21 protein-coding genes, 1 tRNA gene and 1 rRNA gene are annotated in these 19,329 nt (G+C 53.8%); 1 reads left to right on the top strand and 22 read right to left on the bottom strand.

Annotation, left to right across the window (positions count from 1 at the left end; all coding sequences use genetic code 11):
* Positions 1-38: 38 nt before the first annotated feature.
* Positions 39-839, bottom strand: coding sequence for an endonuclease/exonuclease/phosphatase family protein (locus D6C13_RS05655; protein ID WP_120131838.1), 801 nt, complete (start codon positions 837-839; stop codon positions 39-41).
* A gap of 190 nt (positions 840-1,029) precedes the next feature.
* The gene (locus tag D6C13_RS05660; RefSeq protein WP_120131839.1) at positions 1,030-2,205 is read right to left on the bottom strand and encodes an MFS transporter; all 1,176 of its coding nucleotides are present in this window, start codon (positions 2,203-2,205) and stop codon (positions 1,030-1,032) included.
* Positions 2,206-2,311: 106 nt separating this feature from the next.
* Between D6C13_RS05660 and yafC the strand changes: the two genes are divergently transcribed.
* Positions 2,312-3,208: a DNA-binding transcriptional regulator YafC gene (gene yafC / locus D6C13_RS05665; RefSeq protein ID WP_120131840.1), complete on the top strand. Its 897-nt coding sequence runs from the start codon at positions 2,312-2,314 to the stop codon at positions 3,206-3,208.
* A gap of 38 nt (positions 3,209-3,246) precedes the next feature.
* Here yafC and dkgB read toward each other — a convergent pair whose 3' ends face one another.
* From dkgB to rrf, 20 genes are all read right to left on the bottom strand, one after another.
* Positions 3,247-4,050, bottom strand: a complete 804-nt coding sequence (gene dkgB / locus D6C13_RS05670) for a 2,5-didehydrogluconate reductase DkgB (protein ID WP_120131841.1) — start codon at positions 4,048-4,050, stop codon at positions 3,247-3,249.
* A 101-nt stretch (positions 4,051-4,151) separates the two neighbouring features.
* Positions 4,152-4,850, bottom strand: coding sequence for a 4'-phosphopantetheinyl transferase superfamily protein (locus tag D6C13_RS05675; protein ID WP_120131842.1), 699 nt, complete (start codon positions 4,848-4,850; stop codon positions 4,152-4,154).
* 3 nt (positions 4,851-4,853) lie between these two features.
* Entirely contained in the window at positions 4,854-6,083 is a 1,230-nt protein-coding gene (locus D6C13_RS05680) for a beta-ketoacyl-ACP synthase (RefSeq protein ID WP_120131843.1), read from the bottom strand.
* The gene (locus D6C13_RS05685; protein ID WP_120131844.1) at positions 6,080-6,811 is read right to left on the bottom strand and encodes a 3-ketoacyl-ACP reductase FabG2; all 732 of its coding nucleotides are present in this window, start codon (positions 6,809-6,811) and stop codon (positions 6,080-6,082) included. Before D6C13_RS05685 ends, D6C13_RS05680 begins: the two co-directional genes overlap by 4 nt.
* Positions 6,808-7,287 (bottom strand): hotdog family protein, encoded by a 480-nt coding sequence (locus D6C13_RS05690; RefSeq protein WP_120131845.1) that lies wholly within the window; start codon positions 7,285-7,287, stop codon positions 6,808-6,810. The genes D6C13_RS05685 and D6C13_RS05690 overlap by 4 nt, the downstream gene beginning before the upstream one ends.
* Positions 7,284-8,456: a beta-ketoacyl-[acyl-carrier-protein] synthase family protein gene (locus tag D6C13_RS05695; RefSeq protein WP_120131846.1), complete on the bottom strand. Its 1,173-nt coding sequence runs from the start codon at positions 8,454-8,456 to the stop codon at positions 7,284-7,286. The genes D6C13_RS05690 and D6C13_RS05695 overlap by 4 nt, the downstream gene beginning before the upstream one ends.
* Position 8,457: 1 nt before the next feature.
* Entirely contained in the window at positions 8,458-9,033 is a 576-nt protein-coding gene (locus D6C13_RS05700) for a DUF3261 domain-containing protein (RefSeq protein WP_120131847.1), read from the bottom strand.
* Complete coding sequence (locus D6C13_RS05705; protein ID WP_120131848.1) at positions 9,030-11,336, bottom strand: MMPL family transporter; 2,307 nt, start codon at positions 11,334-11,336, stop codon at positions 9,030-9,032. The genes D6C13_RS05700 and D6C13_RS05705 overlap by 4 nt, the downstream gene beginning before the upstream one ends.
* On the bottom strand, positions 11,326-11,931 hold the full coding sequence (locus D6C13_RS05710) for a LolA family protein (protein WP_120131849.1): 606 nt from the start codon (positions 11,929-11,931) through the stop codon (positions 11,326-11,328). Before D6C13_RS05710 ends, D6C13_RS05705 begins: the two co-directional genes overlap by 11 nt.
* Positions 11,928-12,371: an acyl-CoA thioesterase gene (locus tag D6C13_RS05715; RefSeq protein WP_120131850.1), complete on the bottom strand. Its 444-nt coding sequence runs from the start codon at positions 12,369-12,371 to the stop codon at positions 11,928-11,930. Before D6C13_RS05715 ends, D6C13_RS05710 begins: the two co-directional genes overlap by 4 nt.
* A 1-nt stretch (position 12,372) precedes the next feature.
* Positions 12,373-14,094 carry a glycosyltransferase family 2 protein gene (locus D6C13_RS05720; RefSeq protein ID WP_120131851.1) on the bottom strand — a complete coding sequence of 574 codons (1,722 nt, stop codon included), beginning with the start codon at positions 14,092-14,094 and terminating at the stop codon, positions 12,373-12,375.
* Positions 14,085-14,429, bottom strand: a complete 345-nt coding sequence (locus D6C13_RS05725; protein WP_120131852.1) for a 3-hydroxyacyl-ACP dehydratase FabZ family protein — start codon at positions 14,427-14,429, stop codon at positions 14,085-14,087. The genes D6C13_RS05720 and D6C13_RS05725 overlap by 10 nt, the downstream gene beginning before the upstream one ends.
* Positions 14,426-15,805, bottom strand: coding sequence for an AMP-binding protein (locus tag D6C13_RS05730; protein WP_244212636.1), 1,380 nt, complete (start codon positions 15,803-15,805; stop codon positions 14,426-14,428). The genes D6C13_RS05725 and D6C13_RS05730 overlap by 4 nt, the downstream gene beginning before the upstream one ends.
* Positions 15,775-16,305, bottom strand: a complete 531-nt coding sequence (locus D6C13_RS05735) for a COG4648 family protein (protein WP_244212641.1) — start codon at positions 16,303-16,305, stop codon at positions 15,775-15,777. Before D6C13_RS05735 ends, D6C13_RS05730 begins: the two co-directional genes overlap by 31 nt.
* Positions 16,306-16,366: 61 nt before the next feature.
* On the bottom strand, positions 16,367-16,621 hold the full coding sequence (locus D6C13_RS05740) for an acyl carrier protein (protein WP_120131853.1): 255 nt from the start codon (positions 16,619-16,621) through the stop codon (positions 16,367-16,369).
* 10 nt (positions 16,622-16,631) lie between these two features.
* A complete protein-coding gene (locus tag D6C13_RS05745; protein ID WP_120131854.1) occupies positions 16,632-16,889 on the bottom strand; it encodes a phosphopantetheine-binding protein in 258 nt (85 codons plus the stop codon).
* Positions 16,890-16,892: 3 nt separating this feature from the next.
* Positions 16,893-17,705, bottom strand: a complete 813-nt coding sequence (locus D6C13_RS05750) for a lysophospholipid acyltransferase family protein (RefSeq protein WP_120131855.1) — start codon at positions 17,703-17,705, stop codon at positions 16,893-16,895.
* Positions 17,705-18,430 carry a beta-ketoacyl synthase chain length factor gene (locus tag D6C13_RS05755; RefSeq protein ID WP_120131856.1) on the bottom strand — a complete coding sequence of 242 codons (726 nt, stop codon included), beginning with the start codon at positions 18,428-18,430 and terminating at the stop codon, positions 17,705-17,707. The genes D6C13_RS05750 and D6C13_RS05755 overlap by 1 nt, the downstream gene beginning before the upstream one ends.
* A gap of 424 nt (positions 18,431-18,854) precedes the next feature.
* A tRNA-Asp gene (locus D6C13_RS05760) sits at positions 18,855-18,931 on the bottom strand.
* A gap of 98 nt (positions 18,932-19,029) precedes the next feature.
* A 5S ribosomal RNA gene (rrf, locus tag D6C13_RS05765) occupies positions 19,030-19,145 on the bottom strand.
* Positions 19,146-19,329 lie beyond the last annotated feature (184 nt).

Consider the following 19,329-nt stretch of genomic DNA (forward strand, 5'->3'; position numbering starts at 1 on the left):
TTTTTTGACCGCTGTTCTTTTGAACCGCAAAAAAAGCGCTACAGCGCCAGCGGTTTACTGGCCATAAATTCTACCCGCAGCGGGTTATGGTCAGAGGCGCGCGTTTCCATCACCGACGCACTCGTCACGCTCAGGTCGCGGTAGAAGATGAAGTCCAGCGGCCTGCCAAACGCCCGCTTGCGGTAGTCAGAAGGAAAACGCACTTCCTCCAGCTGGATATTCCCCGCAAAGCCATACAGCGCGTTAATACGCTGTTTGCTCCAGGCGTTGAAATCTCCCGCCATAATCACCGGCCCTTTGTGGTTGGCAATCTGCTCACCAATCGGGTCGAGTTGCTTGCTGTAGACATCGATACCGATACTGAAATTGACGGCATGAATGTTCACTACCATCAGCAAACGACCATCCAGAAGCGGATAGACGGTGACTAATGCCGATTTAGACAGCCTCAGAAGCGGCTCACGCTCACGCAGCGGGCAACAGTAAACCGGATGTGCCGCAGACAGTGTCATCACGCCAGAGGGGTGCTGAGGCAACATAAATGCCGGCACCTGATCGGCAGCCAGATAATTGGATGTCGCAAAACGGATCAGTTCCGGCGTTGTCTGCGCTTCCTGAAGTAGCACCAGTTGTGCATCTTTGCCGTAATCGCGCAGAACTGACAACCAGTCAGCCCGCTGCTGTTTAAAGATATTCCACACCATGACGCGCAAAATATTCGAATTGGGTAGCGCAGCACCCGGCGGCAAATCCGGCCCTAAATGTGCGAGGGCACCCGGAAAGATTTGCTCAGCGGGCTGACCTGCGACATACCTCATTGCATATGTTTTTTTCCGCACGCTAATCGCCTGTTACCCGTTATATCGTTGCTATATGAGAGAGATTCCCACAGCGAAAGTTCAGTATACGCCCGCAGGCGCTCAGGCCAAATCTGTTTACATTGGTATACAACCCGGTCACATCTACAGGCTAGCACAAAAACGAAAACGGCCCGCCGAAGCGAGCCGTGAAGAAAGTACAAACTGCAAATCAGGCCATTGAGGGTTTCAGTTTCCGGTCCAGATGCCCGCTCAGACGGATAAGCAGCAGCGCACCGGCAACGATCACCGCACCAATCCACGGCGTTTGCGCCAGACCCATCGTGGACACCACCTGACCGCCAATCACTGATCCTAAAGCGATACCGACGTTAAAAGCCGCAATATTCAGACCGGAAGCCACATCTACCGCGTTCGGTGTCACTTCCTCGGCTTTCTGCACCACATAAACCTGCAATCCCGGTACGTTGCCGAAGGCGAAAACCCCCATCACCAGCAGCGTGATCAGCGCCGGAATTCCAAAGCCGGAGGTGAACTGGAAAATCAGCAACAGCGCGGCGAGTGCGGCAAAAATAATCGTCAGCGCTTTGACGGCACCGTGACGGTCAGCCAGTTTGCCGCCCCAGATATTACCAATTGCGACCGACACGCCGTACGCCAGCAGGATCCAGCTCACCATGCTGGCTGAAAAACCGGCCTGTTCCTGCATCATCGGGGCAAGGAACGTGAAGGTGGTGAACACGCCGCCGTATCCCAGCGCAGTAATCGCGTAAATCAGCAACAGACGCGGATTCATCAGCACGTTGACCTGATCGGCAATGCGCGCCGCCGGTTTGTTTTTAATGTTATTGGGCACCAGGACTGCGCTGGCGAGGATGGCGATAACACCAATCAGCGACACCGCGAGGAAGGTTTCGCGCCAGCCGAAATGCTGCCCGATGAATGTCCCGAGCGGCACGCCGGTGACCAGCGCAACGGTCAGACCACCAAACATCAGCGCAATCGCCGAAGCAGCTTTTTCTTTCGACACCAGACTGGTGGCGATGGTCGAGCCAATCGAGAAGAACACGCCATGCGCCAGACCGGTCAGCAGACGCGCCATCACCAGCGTGCTGTAATTCGGTGACTGCCACGCCAGCAGGTTGCCCAGCGTGAACAGCACCATCAGGCCAATCAGCAGCGCTTTACGCGGTACACGACCGGTCAGCGCGGTCAGAACCGGTGCACCAATCGCCACGCCGAGCGCGTAGATGGACACCAGCAAACCGGCTGACGGAACCGAAACGCCCAGCTGCTGCGCGATGGTCGGCACCAGGCCGACGATAACAAACTCTGTTGTACCTATAGCGAACGCACTGATGGTCAGTGCTAATAGTGCAAGCGGCATAACCTTTACTCCACATGAATATCGATTTGATGGCGGCTATTATCGGCTTGTGCTTAAATGACAGAAATAACCAAAGTATCAATTGATTTATGCTGGAGTAACAACAATGCGAGCCAGTTCTGAAGAGTTGATTACCTTTGTCACCGTGGTCGAAAGCGGCAGTTTCAGCCGTGCGGCTGAACAGCTGGGGCAGGATAATTCTGTGGTCAGCCGTACGCTGAAACGCCTCGAGCAAAAGCTCGGCATCACCCTGCTCAACCGCACCACGCGCCAGATCAGCCTGACGCACGAGGGCGAGCGCTATTTCGTGCGGGTGCAGAAAATCCTCCATGAAATGGCGGCAGCCGAAGATGATTTGCTGGAGAACCGGGACGATCCGCAGGGGATGTTACGCATCGACGCGGCAACGCCGGTCATTTTGCATATCATTTCGCCGCTGGTATCTGAATTTACGGAGCGCTTCCCGAAGATGTCGCTCGCCCTGTTTTCGTCAGAGAGCAACATCAATCTCATCGACCATAAAGTCGATGTGGCGATCCGCGTCGGGGAGCTTGAAGATTCCAGCCTGCGGGCACGCAAGCTGATGCTGAGCTATCGCAGCGTACTGGCGTCGCCGGATTACCTGAAAAAATGGGGAACTCCGCTAAGCGCCGATGATTTGCTCAAACACCGCTGCCTGGGCTTTAACGAGGTGATGGCGCTGAACAAATGGCCGCTGCTGTGCGCTGATGGCCAGCAACTGACGGTCACGCCGTTTATCAGTTCAGGAAGCGGTGAGACGCTGCGCAGGCTGTGTTTACAGGGCAACGGCATTGCCTGCCTGTCGGATTTCATGACTGATGAGGATGTTGCGCGGGGAGATTTGGTGAAACTGCTGGTGCCGGACATCATGCGTATCGCCATGCCGCTGCACGCGGTGTATTACAGCGATCAGACCGTCAGTACGCGGATCCGGTGTTTTATCGATTTTCTGAGTGAGAAACTTGGGGCTGGAAGAACATAAATATTTGCTCCTCCCCGGCAAAGAGGAGGAGTTGAGCATCAATCCCAGTCTGGTGCCAGACCTTCAGGGCTGACCAGACGGCCATTGCGTTCCAGCGCGGCGATCTGCTGCATATCTGCATCGGTCAGCGCCAGTTGCTGCGCCAGCAGATTACTTTGCAGGTTTTCGCGTCGGGTCGATGAAGGGATCACCGCGTAGCCCAGCTGCAATGCCCAAGCCAGAACCACTTGCGCAGGCGTGGCGTTATGGCGGGCGGCAATCGCAATAATGGTCGCATCTTTCAGCGCGTCGCCGTAGGCCAGCGTCATGTAAGACGTTACGGCAATGCCGTTATGACGGGCAAAATCGACAACGGTCTGGTTTTGCAGGAACGGCGACAGTTCGATCTGATTGGTCGCAATCTGATCCGCGCCCACTGCATCGATCGCTTCCTGCATCAGCGCGACGGTAAAGTTGGAAATACCGATTTCACGGGTCAGCCCCATTTTCTTCGCTTCGACGAGTGCGTGCATCGTTTCTGCCACGCTGACGGCCTGATTCGGTGACGGCCAATGGATCAGCGTCAGATCGACATAATCTGTTTTCAGTTTACGCAGGCTTTCTTTCAGGCTGTCGATCACTTTGTCAGCCGCCAGGTTTTCAATCCAGATTTTGGTGGTGATGTAGAGTTCTTCACGTGCGACGCCGCTTTCTGCCAGTGCGTCGCCGACGGCAGCTTCATTGTCATAAATTTGTGCGGTATCAATGGCGCGATAGCCCAGTTCCACGGCGGTGGCGACAGACGCTTTGACGACGTCATCTTTCAGGCGGAAGGTCCCTAAACCGAAGGCAGGAATGCTCATAGTGTTCTCTCTTTTAATTTTTCAGGGTGATAAATCTTGGAGAGAGTATGAACTGCGCGTTCATGGATAAAAACGACCGCTTTGCCAGAAGACTTTTGATTTCAGCGCAATAATCCGCGGGAGGAAAACGCTGACCACTGCCGGGAAGCCTGCGCGATAAAATCGCCCGATGCCGCGTTAAAAGCATATTCTTCAGGTTCTGAAACACCCGCAGGCAGCGCCAGCGCACGCATCACAGATCCATCGGCTAAATACCACAGTTGAGTATCCGTGGCAGGTTCAGACGTAAAAGACTTTAAAGCCGGATTGAGACAGATCTTATCCATCTGCCATACGCTGCCACCCTGCTGTTTCAGCCAGGCCTCGCGCAGACACCACAGTTGCCAGAAAGCCATTTGCGGTTCGGCCTGTTCCATCAGCCACTGAAACTCGGTATCACTGAACGCTTCACGCGCCACGTCAAGATAATGCGCACGCGGGCGTATTTGCTCCACGTCACCTCCGGCTTCACCCGCCGCACATAACAGCAATTGCAGGTGATTTTTGCTGTGACTGAGAGAGAAATGCGGCAGGGAAGTATCGGCAAAAAAGGGTTTTCCCTGCGCTGAAATCTGTAGTTCCGGCAACGTCTCGCAACCGCAGGAAACTGCCAGCGCTTCGGCCAGCAGCGCCCTGCCCGCGCGCCATTGCTGGCGGCGGGTGGGATTCATTCCGGCACTTTTGGCGATCATTTCTGCGGGCAAACGGGCCAGCGAAAAATTGTCATCCAGCGACGCCGTCATGAGACGTGCAGAGTTCATCGTTTACGGCCAGCGGCGGAAAACTAAAGAGGTATTGATGCCACCGAACGCAAAGTTATTCGACTGAATAAATTCGGTCTGAATATGGCGCGATTCCCCCATGATGTAGTCGAGTTCGCCGCAAAGCGGATCCGGCTGCGTCAGGTTGATGGTCGGCACAAACCGGTCTTCACGCATCATTTCCAGCGACATCCAGGCTTCCAGCGCACCACAAGCCCCGAGCGTATGGCCGAAGTAACTTTTCAGCGACGAGATCGGCGCCTGAATACCAAACACTGCGGCGGTGGCATGACTTTCCGCAATATCACCGCGATCTGTCGCCGTGCCATGCGCACTGATATAGCCGATTTCCGATGCAGGGATACCGGCATTTTTCAGCGCTTTTTCGATACAAATCTGCATTGTCGATTGCTGTGGCTGAGTGATATGCGCCGCGTCGCAGTTGGTGGCAAACCCGACAATTTCAGCGTAAATCTTCGCGCCACGTGCCTGTGCGTGGTCGAGCGATTCAAGAATAAGCGCCCCGGCCCCTTCGCCAATGACCAGACCGTCACGCTGTGTATCAAACGGACGCGGCGACAGTTCGGGGTGATCATTCTGCTGGCTGGTGGCGAACAGCGTGTCGAAAACCGCCGCTTCTGACGGACAGAGCTCTTCCGCACCGCCCGCTACCATCACGGTCTGATAGCCGTGTCTGATGGCCTCATAGGCATAACCGATCGCCTGACTGCCGGAAGTACAGGCGCTGGAGGTCGGAATAACGCGCCCCTTCAGCCCGAAGAACAGACCGGCGTTCACTGCCGTGGTGTGCGGCATCATCTGCACGTAAGTCGTGCCGGTGATGTTATTGGTGTGTTTTTCGGTCAGCATGGTAGCGAATTCGCTCACCGGACCGGTGCTGCCGGTCGATGAACCGAAGGCAATACCGGTTTCGCCGTCTGTCAGTACCGGATCATCGAGCAAACCGGCCTGTTCCAGCGCCAGTTCTACCGCGCGTGTCGAAAGCAGGGAAACGCGCCCCATTGAGCGGATGCGCTTGCGGGTATAGTGCGCAGGCAAAGTAAAATCATCCACCGGCGCACCCAGATGGGTGTTCAGCCCCTGATAAATCAGCCACTCATCCATGTGGCGGACGGCATTTTTACCCTGTTGCAGACGCGCAGAAACCGCGTCCCAGTGGTTGCCGAACGCGGTAACGCCTTTCATGCCGGTAATGACTACACGCTGGATCATACCATGCCTCCGTTGATGGAGATCACCTGGCGGGTCACATAGCCCGCGATATCCGACATCAGATAGCTCGCCAGTCCGGCGACTTCTTCGGCACGCCCCATACGTTTAAGCGGGATCATGCTCATGGCGGCATCCAGCGCCGGTTGTTCCATGTCGAGCATACCGGTGTCGATCAGCCCCGGCGCAATGCAGTTGACGGTGATTTTACGTTTCGCCAGTTCCAGCGATAACGCCTTGCAGGCACCGATAACTCCGGCTTTGGCCGCACTGTAATTGACCTGACCGCGGTTGCCCGTGATGCCGGAAACCGAAGACAGCGCGATAATCCGCCCGCCCTGACGCAGGCCGATCATCGGCATCACGCAGGGGTGTAAAACATTGTAGAAACTGTCGAGATTGGTATGGATCACGCCGTCCCAGTCTTCGTCAGTCAGTGCCGGAAAGGCCCCGTCGCGGGTGATCCCGGCGTTATTAATCACACCGTAATACGCGCCATGCGCTTCGATGTCGGCTTCAATCACTTCACGGCACTGCTGGCGGTTGCTGATATCGAACTGCACAATGCGTCCGCTGCCGCCATTTTCCGTAATCTGTTGCAGGGTGTTTTCTGCCCCTGCTTTATCGCTGTGGTAGTGAATGACTACCAAAAAGCCTTCGTCCGCTAACTGGCTGGCAATCGCTTTGCCGATCCCCTTGCTGGCACCGGTCACTAATACCGAACGCGTCATTCCTGTTTCCCCTGTGTCAATTTAATAAGTTCATCCTTGTCTGGCTGGTACGTATTTAGCCGTCCCTGTGCAACCTGAAGGTTGTCTTGTTCTCGTTTAATGCAGATAACGCCTTCAAAGCTGGCGAGTTTTTCATCGCGCAATACCATAGCAACGCTTATCAGTAATTCACTGCCTGCAGCAAATTCCGGCACGCTGCATTTTATCGCCCTGCCGCCCAGCAGCATGCCGACCTGCGGCGATGCTCCGCCCTGCGCGCCGTGCCAGCCACTCCACACGCCAATGGTTTGCGCGATGAGTTCAATGGCGTACCACGCGGGCAACGCACCACGGGCATTAAGAAATGGTGCCAGCACGCTATTTTCTGATACCACGACGCGGCACAACGCCGTTTCTTCTGCCACGTCGATGACGTTTTCCAGCAACACCATCGGCGATTCATGCGGTAAATAATCTGCCGCGTTTAACGTCTTCATGACGGTCTCCCGATAACCAGACTGGCGTTATTGCCGCCAAAGGCAAAGGAGTTGGATAAAATGACCGGTTTTCCTGCCATTTCGGTGGTCTCCACCAGACGGATATCCGGCAGGCTGCGGTCCCGCGGCGTAACGCTGAAATCCTGTCGCGGCAATGCCATATTGTGCGTCAGGATAAGCCAGCTCAGCGCGGCTTCCGTCGCACCCGCCGCGCCCAGCGTATGACCGGTGAGATGTTTGGTAGAACTGCACGGCGTCCGGTTGCCAAACAGCCGGTGTATCACAGCCGCTTCTACCTGATCATTGAGCGGTGTAGCAGTGCCGTGCGCATTGATGTAGCCCACATCGTCGGGGCGAAGACCGGCCTGCTCTAATGCCATATTGATAGCGCGTTCTGCCCCCAATCCTTCCGGATGTGGCGCAGACATATGCCAGGCATCCGATGATTCACCGGCGCCAAGCAGGGCAATATCAGCCGGTTCGCGGGTCAGCAAAATCAGGGCTGATGCTTCACCGATATTAATCCCGTCGCGGTTTTGCCCGAACGGCGTGCAATGTCCGCGGGAATAAGATTCCAGGCTGTTAAAGCCGTTCACCGGCATCCGGCACAAACTGTCGGCACCACCGACCAGCGCGACATCAGCCAGCCCGGATTCAATCAGGCGCTTTCCGCTGATCATCGCTTTCGCGCTGGAAGAGCACGCTGTTGATAAAGTATAGGCGGGACCACTCAGATCCAGCAGTTGCGCCATAAACTGTGAAGGGTCGCCCAGTTCCTGCTGCTGATAATCATAGCCCGCAGGGAATTCGCCATGCTGCTGAAGATGGCGTACTGCATCCTCACCTTCAGCAATACCAGACGTGCTGGTACCCATCACGATCGCCACACGATCTTTGCCATAGCGGGCGACAGCATTGTTCACCGGCACTTCAATTTGCGCCAGCGCAGCCATTAACAGCTGATTATTACGGCTGCGGTGTGCCGATAAAGCCGCCGGGATCGCAGGCAGTTCGCCGGTAACACTGCCGAGCCACACAGGCCGGTCCTCGGTCAGCCAGCCTTCCTGCACGGTCATACCCGGCGCCACGCCCGCCTTCAGGCTGGCGGCAATTTGCGCACTGTTGTTTCCCAGCGCGTTAACCATGCCCACGGCCGAAAAGTAGATCATGTTAGTCACCGACATTCTGGATAGTTATCTGGTAGTGAAACGCCATCTGAGTAATCGAAACGGGCTGACGCGAGCCGCCCTGCGCCACGTAATCAATTCGGGTAACGGCGTGCCCTTCGTTATCCAGTAATGTGCGGCGAAGCGGCTGCTCATCGAACGTCCAGCCCGCTGGCAGCAACGGTTGCCAGCTCTGAACCGGCCAGTAGCTCAACATAATATCGGCCAGAACCTGATTTGCTGGAGGTAAACCCTCAATTTTTATCGCCTGCTCAGTGTGGATCCCCGTTTGATCGTAGACCACTTTGAACAGACGGATCCCCAACGGGGACAATCCGGCCAGTTGCAGCGATTTGCCATCCGCATTGAGCAGCACCAGCAATGACTGTTGTTTGCCATTGACGGTGGCCGTCAGCAACTGTTGCTGACTGACCGGTTTTTCCAGAATGGGTGCGGGGAGTTTCACCTGCACGCCGCGTTTCAGCCAGGCATGAGGCTCAGTCCCGGAAGGCGAATTTGTCGCACAGCCGCCAAGTATTAAGAGCAGAAGCGCCAGCACCGGCCACGTCATTCGGGTCATTTTTTGCGTCCTCGTTTTTTAGACGGTAAGGTCAGCGGCGACAGCAGGAAGGCGGTTAAGATACCTGCGCTCAGTACGATACCGAAACTGCTGATCGCCTGTGTCGAGCTGAACACCAGCATGCCGAACGTCAGTAATGTCGTCACTACTGCCATAAAAATGGCAAACATAGACGTCGTCGGCGTACCGCGCGGATTCGTGAAAAACAGGGTGTAGTTGATACCGATCCCCAGCACCAGTATCAGCGCCAGCAACGAGAAAAGATTTAGATTGTGACCGCTGAAGCCCAGCGCGGCGACGCCCATTCCGAGCGAAAGTAGTGTAGGAACGAGGCAAATCAGCCCGTGCGGCAAGCGAAAACGCCAGAGATAAATAGCCGCAATCACCGCCACAGCCAGCGCCAGCAGGTACGTCAGATAAACCCGGTACTGCGAGAACAGGCTACTGAATTCTGTTTTGCGGTCAATCCAGCCGGTTCCCGGTGTGGCAGCCGCCAGCGCCGCCATCGCCGCGCTGTCATGAACGCCGTTCACCGGGATAAGTGTGGCGCTGCGCCCGTCCGGCAGTGACAGCCACAGCAAACGCCAGCCTTCGCTGACCACGCTGTTAAGCCACTGCGGCACATCCACAGTTTGCGCACTGAGATCAGAGCGCGCCACCGTGACTCCTGCCTGTTGTAACTGCACAATAATTTGCGGGGCGCGCTGGCGGAGCAAAGATAAATCGCGCTGCTGTTGTGCCTGTGAAGGCAGGCTGATCGCACGGAAACCGTCAATCACCCCTTTACCTTTAGCCTGCGCCAGCTTGGGCCGCAGGGCTTCCAGACGTTGCAGTGTCTGCTCTGCGTTATCGCCATACACCACCAGCCATTTCTGGTCGTTCGTCTGTCCGGTGAGCGCGGCTATCTGTTGTTCCTGCTGCTGAAGATCTGCCGGAAGGGATTGCAGATCGGCGATGTCGTCGTTGATCTTTAGCCGCGATATTCCTGTCACCACCAGCACTAAAATCAGTAATGGCAATCCGATGCGCACGGCCTTACGGCTGCGCCATGCCAGCAACCAGCGCATGATAATCGCCAGCCCCGGAGTGGGTCCGACCGGCAAACGTTTCGATAAATACGGATACCAGCACATCACGGTAATACAGGCGGCACTCAGCCCGGCGGCGGCAAAAACGGCCAGCTGCTGCAGGCCGGGGAATGGCGCAATCAGCAACATCAGATAGGCAGCCACCGTGGTCAGCAGCGCCACAGATAAAGCGGGGAACAGCTTTTTCAGGCTTTCCAGCGGGGAATTCACCTCACCGTGTACGCGCCGTTCAGTCAGAAAGTACAGCGTGTAATCGGCGGAAATGCCGACAATGCTGGTACTCAGCACCAGCGTCATCACGTGAATTTCGCCAAATACCCATAAGGTAAAAACGGTGCCCGACAGCGCGCCGATAGCGATAGAAAGCATACTGAGCAGCAACGGCAGGACCGAACGGAACATCAGTAAGATCAGCGCAAATACGCCAATGACCGATGCCACGCCAATGGTGGACAGGTCGTGCTCCGCCTGCTGGCTGGCATAATGACTGTAGAAAATCGTCCCGCGCTCCAGCACTTTTGCACCCGGCCAGCGCGCCTCAAAGGCCTGTTTCGCCGCACTGAGCGCCGCCACGGTCTGCTTAGCTGAAGTGATGTCATACGAAGAGGCTTTCAGCTCACCGTGCAGCAGATACCAGCTGCGGCCGTTTTTATCACGGGCCATCAGCCAGCCCTGATCCAGCGTCATACCGGCGCTGTTTTGCTGCTGCGCCATTTGCGAAGCACGCACCAGCAACAGCGGATCGTTCGCCAGTTCTTTACCGCTGACGCCTGCAAAGGCCGAATAGACCTGGCCGAGGATCCACTGACTTTGCGCCTCAGCACCCGATTTCAGTCGCTGGCGGGTCGCCTCATCGAGCAATGCATTGCGATGTTTGAAGAAGAAAGCGCCCCACTCCTGCTGCCGCTGTGCATCCATCGGCCCTGCGACCTGGCTCAGTTGTGGCAAAGTTTGCAGTTGCCTTAGCCAGTCATCAGCGGGCTGGACTCCGGCGCCCGGCGGCGGGCTGACCAGCCACATCAGCTGTCTGTCCAGCCGCTGGGCGAATCCGTCAGAAAACGCCTGCGGAACATCCGCCGTCTGCTGCTGGGGCAAAAGCGCCAGCACGCTGCTGTTAATCTGACTGCGTGGCAGTAACCAGAACAGTGCCGCCACCAGCAGCGCGATAATCAGCAGCCAGCTTTGCGCCAGTTTTCTGTGAAGATCAGGATGCAAAATGGCGTTTCTCGGCATCGGTCAGCGTGGCAGGTGTCGTTTTCTGATTGAAGAAACGAATGTGTGTGGCGTCCCCCTGCATATCGTCAATATCGATATTGTTGAGGAAGGTTTCGCCATTGAGCGTGATACTGCGGAACAGACGGTTCAGCGGTGACACTTTCGGTGTCAGGATGAGTTTCCATGCCCCTTTGCCCAGATCGGTAAAATTAAGAGAGAAGTTTTCTTCCAGTACCTTACGGTCTGCATGGAACAACGCGCTCAGCAGGGAGTTAAACTGGAACATCTGCGGGTTATTATCCGCCGTCACCACCTGTGGTTCCTGACCTGCCATGATTTGCACCATGCGTTTTTCGGTCAGCAATAAGGTCAGGCTGAAGGGTTTTTCCTGCTGCCACCAAAGCCCCTGCTGCTGCGCTATCAGCAAATTCCCGCTGGAATTGAGCGGTTGCGCCATCCCGCTGATGGTTCTTTGCTGCGAAAAATCAGCACGCAACACCGGCACCTGACTGAAGCGCTGTTGCAATTCTTCCAGCGTGACGGCATGTGCGCTTATGCTGAAAATTGTCATCACAAGGAGCAGAAAGGCTTTCACAGGCTAACTCCTGTTTTATCAAAAAGTACCTGCGGCGAGACAAAACACATTTCTTTCGTAGCGGCGTCCACCGCGACCTGCAATGTATAGCCTGTCGTCGTGCGTTTACCGGTTTCGATATCGTAAATCTGATAGCCGATGCGCAGACGATTCTCGATTTCCTCAAGCTGCGCATGAACCGCAATACGCTGCTCAAACAGCACCGGTGCGATATATTTCAGGCGGGTATCGACTATCGGCCAGACATAACCCGACGCTTCCATCTGACGGTAGCCGTAATCAAATTGCTTAAGTAACTGCTCGCGCGCCACTTCCAGATAACGGAAATAGTTGCCGTGCCAGACCACGCCCATCGCGTCAGCATCATGAAAAGGCACGGTAATTTCAACGCGGGTAGAAAATCGCGGATCGTTAAAATGCGGATCAAGTTTGGAAGTCATATCAGTCAGGTTTCCTGTCAGGGGCGACATCCGCGGGATGCTGCCAGAAATCATAAAAATTGAACCAGTCGTGCGGTGCCAGCAGGCTGTAATGTTCAAGCCGTGCGGCATAGCGATCGACAGCGGCCTGAAGCGCGGGCAGACGATTGGCACGCGGCAGGAGAAGCGGATCGGCAAAAGATTCGCAGTAAATATGCAACTGCTGTCGCTGCATGATGCCAAACATCAGCATCACCGGCGCACGAAGCGCCGCGGCCAGAATAAATGGCCCCTGCGGGAAGGCGGCGGGTTTGCCCAGAAACTCGCTGTAAATAACGCGGGAATGTTCGCCACGCTGATGCTGGCTGGCTGACGTCCGGTCGCCGACAATCGCCACCCACTCACCGGCATCCAGTTTTTCCTGCAATAAGATGGCTGTCTCAGGGCCCATCTGGCTCACCTGAATCAGGTTAACCACCGCCTGCGGATTAATTTCTTTCATCACCCGATTAAACCGCTCGGCGTGTTCGGTAAATACCAGCGCGTTGACAGTCACGCGGTGATTGAGCGCACCCATCGCCCGGCAGGATTCGATGTCGCCCAGATGTGAGGCGAGGATCAACGTGCCGCGCCCGGAGGCAATGTGCGATTCGCAAATTTCGGGGTTCACCAGCACCGCATCAGTCAGGATTTTATCGCCCTGCCAGCTCGCCAGTTTGCTCAGCATCGATTCACCGAAACGCATGAAATGGCGGAACGTGCTCAGCGGATAAGGCAGGGAGATCTGACGTTCTGCGGCGGTGAGTCGGACACGCTCAAGCCAGTGGGCAGAGGCATTACGCTGTTTACGCCCGGTCAGCCAGAAATAGGTGATGACCGGATAAAGCAGCAGGCGAAAGGCCTGATAGCCCAGCGTCCGGTAAACTGCCAGCATTAGGCGAATGCCCCACAATCCTTTGCGCTCCTGCGTCGCGGACCAGTGTTGTGGCCTGTTTTTACGCTGACGCAGCAAATAAGGAATGCGCGGCAACATGCCAAAAAACAGCCGGGTATGCATCCACGAAATTTTCACATTGTCTTTAACGGCATCGAAATGCGAGAGGCCGTCTTCGGGATAAGTAACCCGTGTAGGCAGGAAGCGGCTGCGCGTACCCTGCCAGTAAAGACGCACCATGATTTCTGTATCGAAATCCATGCGCAATCCCAGCGTCTTTTCCGCCATCAGTTGCAGGCAAGGCCTGAGCGGATAAACACGAAAGCCGCACATGCTGTCTTTCACTGAGAATGACAGGGTTTCGACCCATACCCAGAAATGCGTGATATAGCGGCCATAGAGGCGCGATTTAGGCACGCTGTCATCGTAAACCGGCTGACCTGAAATCAGGCAATCCGGGTAGCTTCTGGCTTCCGCCAGCATCGCCGGGACGTCGGAAAGCTGATGCTGACCGTCGGCATCCACCTGAAGCGCGTGAGTGAAGCCTTGTTCGGCGGCCAGTCGCAGCGCAGCCATTACCGCTGCACCTTTCCCCTGATTTGCCGGAAGACGCGACAGGCTCATCCACGGCGTTACACAAGCCAGACGTTGTAACTCATCTGCCGTTTGCGCGTCACTGCCGTCGTCCACCACAATACAGGGCAGACCAAATGGCCGCAGGCTTTCCAGAACACCAGCCATCATCGGCCCGTGGTTGTAACAGGGAATAATCAGGCAGGGGGAAAACGTATCTGGCGGCATCATGGACATAATGTGATTTTTCCACTGCTGGCGACCGCATCACCCACACTGTAACGAAATACCAGCCGGTGTTTTTCTTTCAGCCAGTCGATCTGCAAATCCACGGTTTCTTCAGGTAATAGTGGTCGCTGGAATTTCACCACTTCCATTCCGGCAAACGCTTTATTCATCCCCAGAATTTCTTCTGCGTAGATCATGACCCAGTTCACCTGCGTCACGCCGGGAAGGATTGGCGAAGACGGGAAGTGGCCTTCAAACCAGAATAAACCGGCAGGCAATGTGAGCGTGAGAAGCAGGCTGTTTTCGCCATTGAGTTGCTGATTCAGCACATCAGGGAAAATCATAAAAACATTTCCTGTAGTTCAGCAGCCGAGCGTTTGCCTTGCTGGTTAAGGGGGATGGCCGCAACTATGCGCCAGTATCGTGGCAGCGCGACAGGCGATATCCAGCTGCGCAGCGTCTGGCGGAGGTTATCCAACAGAGCCGCCTGACCTTGCGAATCCAAAAATTGTTCTCCGCTGCGGCTTAACACCAGCACCGCAGCCACATAAACCCGACCGCGTTTTTCCACAGTCAGCACACTGGCTTCCGACAGCAGATCCCGCTGGCACAAGCGTTGTTCAATTTCAGTCAGTGAAACCCGTTGCTCGGCGATTTTCACGATCCGGTCTTTGCGACCCAGCAACTCAAAATGGCGCGGATCGGAGGGCCGCATTCTTATCTCATCGCTGAGCGTGAAATGGCCAGAAGGTGAGACCAGCGGCGAAACCAGAGCCGTATTGCCATCCGGACAGGGCGAAAAAGCGATATCGCCAAAAAGTGTCCAGACCCCATCGGGCTGATACTGCCGGCGAAAAGCGATAATACCGGTTTCTGTTGTGCCGTAGATTTCCGTCGGCAAATCACCACAGGTGCGTTCGACTAAGCGGGCGGCGGCATGTTTCAGCGGGCCGCCGGCAGAAAAAACATGCCGGAGTTTTGGCGTATTCAGCGTCGGATCCAGTCTTTCCAGAAATGCCGGGCTGCTGATGAAAACCAGAGAATACGCGGCAGCCAGAGAGCGTAGCTGTTCATGGTATTTAACGCTGGCGGTCGCAAACGGCAGCCCCAGCGACAACGGCAACATGAAGGCGAAACTCAGACCATACATATGATGAGGTGCAACGGTGGCGGCAAAGCGCGCGTCAGTAAATTCCGTCCCCCACAGCCCACAGAGCCACTGACTTTCAAGTTCCAGACAGGATACCGACTTGACGATTCTTTGCGGTTTACCCGTCGAACCGGAAGTAAACAGAATGACCGAGGCATCTTGCGGCCATTCTGGCAAAACCGTCAGCATCGCCTGCGGAGCGAAGGGAATACGCAGCACCGGGCAATCAGGTGATAAAGGGAGATCGGTAATCAGCGCATCAAATTCATTTTGCTGTTCAGCTAATACGGCAGGACGAAAATGACCGGGCAGAACCGGCGTTTTTCCGCTGTAAATCAATGCCAGCAGCGCCACTGCGAATGAATAGTTATCTTCCAGACATAACGCCCAGCGGGAATGAGAGGTCGCGCTGAGGCTGGCAATAAGAGATAGCACATCAAGACGAAACTCGTATTGCCGCCATTCCCGGTTTTCACTCCAGGCCACCAGGTGATCTTCAGACCTTTCTGTGCTCAGCCATTGGCACATCGGCAGGGTTATCACTGACGCAGACGCTTTCTGACTATCCATTCAATACCCATTAATAAGCCAATCAGCAGATAACTGATCCCGCCGTTATAAAGAGCCCATAAATCCATATCGCCTTTCAGGCAGGTATATAAGGCTATTAATCCATTACAGAAAAAGAAAATGCACCAGATCTGCGTAACCCGACGCGTATAAATCACGCCCCGCGGCGGTAATTCCGGTTCACTTAATCGGGCAAGTCGCTCAACCAGAGATTGTCGGGCATTGAGCGAGCTGAAAAATATCCCCAGCAATAAAGCATTTACCGCGACCGGGTAATACAGCAACATCGAAGTTTCGCGCAGCAAAACGCTGGTTGCCACCAGCACAATGCCCACGATGGCAATCGCTTTTCCAAAAAAGGTAAGCTGGGATAATTTTCCGCGAAAAGTCAGTAACCGCAAAATAAATACGGCGATCAGCAAAGGTGCCAGAACGCCTGTTCCCCAGTTTTTCAATCCGCACCAGACAGCTATCGGATAAGCAATCACCGCCACCGGCATTGCCCATCGGGCAATGTTTGCCAGCAGTGGGAATGATAAATGCCGGGACTTATTCACAAAATCAGGACTCGGGCGTGTTAAGCAATTCATCAATTGCATCAACAATATCCTGAACCGTTCTTACAGATTTGAACATTTCAGGTTTAATCTTTCTGCCCGTCGTCTTTTGCAAATGAACAACCAGATCAACAGCATCAATACTGTCTAATTCCAGATCCTCATAAAGCTTCGCTTGAGGACTGATATCACTTTCATCAATTTCAAATAGCTTGATTAATAACGCGCTAATTTGCTGGTAAATTTCTTGCTTCTGCATAGGAATCTCTTTAACCACGCTGTACTGATATAAATCTGGCCAGACTTTCAACAGAATAGAAATGTTCACGCATTTCCTGATTTTCAGCCGAAAGGATCACACCGTATTGCTTTTTCAACGCCAGGCCCAGCTCAAGAGCATCGATAGAATCCAGCCCCAAACCGTCACCAAAAAGCGGGGCCTGAGTCTCTATCTCATCTGGCGTCATACCCTCCAGATTAAGCGTCGTGATGATAAGGGCTTTAATGTCGTTACTTAATGAATCCATGACTTATTTCTCATTATCTTGAGTATTTCCACGCATCAGCTCATTGCGCAAATGCTGTGTCAGACGTCTTGCCGCCAGAGCAGGTGAAAGATCACTTTCATTAAGAAAGTCTTCAGCCTTTACCTTATCGGCAACAGTAATAACAAACTGAGGTTTTACCGGAGGAATTTGATACCATTTTCCCCGTTTAGTTAGCATAGGCGGCTGACAGGTAATATGAACAATTCTTACATCACAATTTGCTCTCAGCGCAATGTTTGCGGCACCACGTTGTAACGTCATCGGCTCACCGGGCACTGTACGCGTGCCTTCCGGAAAGATCAGCAACGTGCCCCCCGCTTTCAGTCGGGTTTCACATGCCTGTAGCAGCGCATCCGACCCCGAGTTAACCAGATATCCGGCAGCTTTAATCACGCCACTGAGAAACGGGTTTTGCAGCAAAGCCTGTTTGACTATGCAATCACAACGCGGCATTTGCGATGCCAGAATGACATAGTCAAGTAAGCTGGGATGGTTCGCGACGATGAGGCAGCCGGCATCCTGCTGAAACTTTTCATCACCTGTAAACCGGTAATCCATTACGCCCACCAGACGTAATCCGCCAAGAAAAAAACGAAAGCTGCTGCGGATGCTGTTTAATGTCATTCGATGCAATCTGTCAGGCCGGCGTATGACAAGCCGCAACAGATTAAACCAGATCAGCGAAAGCAACAGTCCGCCAATTCCGAAAAGTGCGAAAAAGAATCCGGTCGCCAGCCACCGCCAGATACGGTTCGGCAGAGAAGACATCTCATTGTTCAGTCCAGATCCTCTCATCACAAGTTACGCGACCATTGCCAGCGATGACGATTACCCGCACTCACATCAAATACCGGAGTAGCTGAAAGATAGCCGCGCAGGAACTGAAGACTCTGCGTAAGAGGTAACCTCTGATGTTCATCAGGCATAGAAACACGCTCACACTGCAAAGTATCGCCAGCCGTTAGTATTATTGCCACCGCATAAGGGAGAAACTCAGAATTAACCGATTCATTATATATCGCAGGGATCTGTCCGTCGAAATCAACCAGCATAATGCGGGAAGCTCCCGCTGATAACATTGATTGTGCTTCCAGCATCCCCTGCTGAAAACTGTCATCACCTGCCGCTAATGAAGTCACTGGCAGAGGATTTTTGCCGGTAATCGTTAGCCACCCCGCTGCAGTATTATGTACTGACATCGAAAACTCAGTCGGTGAAACAGGCTCTTCATTTGCTAAATTATGCAAAATTCGCCCTGTTTTTTCGAGTTCACCGTGACGACTGGTAAAAATGGCTGCGTCGACTTTATAATTCTCGAGCAATGAAAGACCGATATCCACGGCAAAACGACTTCCGATGCTCATGCGACGTGCGGTCATCATCGGAATTTGCGCGCTTTTAGGGATTTCCCCCGAGAATTTATCTGCATCAGGCCGATGGGCCCACTGGATCCAGTGTTCGCAACTGTTAACTCCCGGAGCAAGAGCCCGCCAGTCAAGCATATCCAGTGTGAATTTCATGATGAGTGATCTTCGTAAATTATCTGAAATAAGACTTTATGATATTTCATAGAAAGTTGCATCTGTAATTTGTCGGCATATTACTCAGAACTATGGATTTCACTTAAAATTCCACAGTCAGTTATATTGTGGCCTCATTTATTTATCCTAATATAAACAAATTACTCTCAGGATGAATGACGCCCAATTATCAAACTTTCAGGAATATAAAAATAATATGACTGATAACAATTACTATTTTGTAAGAATAATTATTTCGAATTAATAAAACCTATTTAACTGAAGGGACTAACAGAGTAATAAATAGCGGAATGAGAGTCTCAACAAGAAAACTATACGGCGAGAAAGGCTGTTTGATCTTTAAATTCGTAAAAACAGATGCAAAAAACCCCTGAATCTTTCGATTCAGGGGTTATGCAATAATTGGCGGAACGGACGGGGCTCGAACCCGCGACCCCCTGCGTGACAGGCAGGTATTCTAACCAACTGAACTACCGCTCCACCGGTTCTTTCACACGCATCAGCAATCGGCTGATACCTGCTTGTTCCTGTTATTTTCCTTGTCAGGGGAAAAGGAACACGTTCTTTACTAATTTGATGCCTGGCAGTTCCCTACTCTCGCATGGGGAGACCCCACACTACCATCGGCGCTACGGCGTTTCACTTCTGAGTTCGGCATGGGGTCAGGTGGGACCACCGCGCTACTGCCGCCAGGCAAATTCTGTTTCATTCATACCGCTCACCTTAAATCAGGATTGCACTACGAACCAATCTCGGAACATTCAGCTGAAAATCTACTCTTGCGAGCCTGTCTCTCAAATCAAAACACCTTTGGTGTTGTAAGGTTAAGCCTCTCGGGTCATTAGTACTGGTTAGCTCAATGCATCGCTGCACTTACA

Origin of the sequence: Rahnella woolbedingensis, from assembly GCF_003602095.1 — a bacterium.
In the GTDB taxonomy this organism is placed as follows: domain Bacteria; phylum Pseudomonadota; class Gammaproteobacteria; order Enterobacterales; family Enterobacteriaceae; genus Rahnella; species Rahnella woolbedingensis.

Coding starts and splice junctions, on each gene's coding strand:
- D6C13_RS05660 (WP_120131839.1), bottom strand. CDS start 2,205: ATGCCGCTTGCACTATTAGCACTGACCATCAGTGCGTTCGCTATAGGT.
- yafC (WP_120131840.1), top strand. CDS start 2,312: ATGCGAGCCAGTTCTGAAGAGTTGATTACCTTTGTCACCGTGGTCGAA.
- dkgB (WP_120131841.1), bottom strand. CDS start 4,050: ATGAGCATTCCTGCCTTCGGTTTAGGGACCTTCCGCCTGAAAGATGAC.
- D6C13_RS05675 (WP_120131842.1), bottom strand. CDS start 4,850: ATGAACTCTGCACGTCTCATGACGGCGTCGCTGGATGACAATTTTTCG.
- D6C13_RS05680 (WP_120131843.1), bottom strand. CDS start 6,083: ATGATCCAGCGTGTAGTCATTACCGGCATGAAAGGCGTTACCGCGTTC.
- D6C13_RS05685 (WP_120131844.1), bottom strand. CDS start 6,811: ATGACGCGTTCGGTATTAGTGACCGGTGCCAGCAAGGGGATCGGCAAA.
- D6C13_RS05690 (WP_120131845.1), bottom strand. CDS start 7,287: ATGAAGACGTTAAACGCGGCAGATTATTTACCGCATGAATCGCCGATG.
- D6C13_RS05695 (WP_120131846.1), bottom strand. CDS start 8,456: ATGATCTACTTTTCGGCCGTGGGCATGGTTAACGCGCTGGGAAACAAC.
- D6C13_RS05700 (WP_120131847.1), bottom strand. CDS start 9,033: ATGACCCGAATGACGTGGCCGGTGCTGGCGCTTCTGCTCTTAATACTT.
- D6C13_RS05715 (WP_120131850.1), bottom strand. CDS start 12,371: ATGACTTCCAAACTTGATCCGCATTTTAACGATCCGCGATTTTCTACC.
- D6C13_RS05720 (WP_120131851.1), bottom strand. CDS start 14,094: ATGTCCATGATGCCGCCAGATACGTTTTCCCCCTGCCTGATTATTCCC.
- D6C13_RS05725 (WP_120131852.1), bottom strand. CDS start 14,429: ATGATTTTCCCTGATGTGCTGAATCAGCAACTCAATGGCGAAAACAGC.
- D6C13_RS05730 (WP_244212636.1), bottom strand. CDS start 15,805: ATGGATAGTCAGAAAGCGTCTGCGTCAGTGATAACCCTGCCGATGTGC.
- D6C13_RS05735 (WP_244212641.1), bottom strand. CDS start 16,305: ATGCCGGTGGCGGTGATTGCTTATCCGATAGCTGTCTGGTGCGGATTG.
- D6C13_RS05740 (WP_120131853.1), bottom strand. CDS start 16,621: ATGCAGAAGCAAGAAATTTACCAGCAAATTAGCGCGTTATTAATCAAG.
- D6C13_RS05745 (WP_120131854.1), bottom strand. CDS start 16,889: ATGGATTCATTAAGTAACGACATTAAAGCCCTTATCATCACGACGCTT.
- D6C13_RS05750 (WP_120131855.1), bottom strand. CDS start 17,705: ATGAGAGGATCTGGACTGAACAATGAGATGTCTTCTCTGCCGAACCGT.
- D6C13_RS05755 (WP_120131856.1), bottom strand. CDS start 18,430: ATGAAATTCACACTGGATATGCTTGACTGGCGGGCTCTTGCTCCGGGA.